This is a genomic window from Vibrio sp. 10N.222.52.B7, from assembly GCF_041474275.1.
Lineage (GTDB): Bacteria > Pseudomonadota > Gammaproteobacteria > Enterobacterales > Vibrionaceae > Vibrio > Vibrio crassostreae_C.
The window spans coordinates 1-324 of the sequence record NZ_JBFRTU010000172.1 but is presented as its reverse complement, the minus strand read 5'-3'; the positions used below and the strand labels follow the sequence as shown (position 1 = coordinate 324).

Annotated in this window: 1 protein-coding gene; it reads left to right on the top strand. The window is 39.8% G+C overall.

Annotated elements, in window-relative coordinates; translation table 11 throughout:
* On the top strand, window positions 1–313 hold a 313-nt coding region (locus AB4512_RS22085; protein WP_017060484.1), incomplete at its 5' end, for a transposase.
* Between the last annotated feature and the right edge of the window lie 11 nt (window positions 314–324).

Here is a 324-nt window from a genome sequence, read left to right as displayed (position 1 = left end):
AGAGCAGATATCTAAAGTCACAGAAAAAGACCGTCATTCAGTGGTAATAATGGATGGCGCAGGATGGCATACCGATGATATTGCTAACCCATTTGATAATGTCAGTATTATCAAATTGCCGCCATACTCACCAGAGCTTAACCCTATAGAGCAAGTGTGGAGTTGGTTAAGGCAACACTATCTAGCAAACCAAAACTTCATTGATTATAACGATATTGTTTCGAAGGTCTGTAGCGCTTGGAATGGATTTCTTGAGTGCAAAGATCGCGTCACAAAAATGTGTACAAGAGATTGGATTGACCTGATCAGTTAATTTTCCGGATT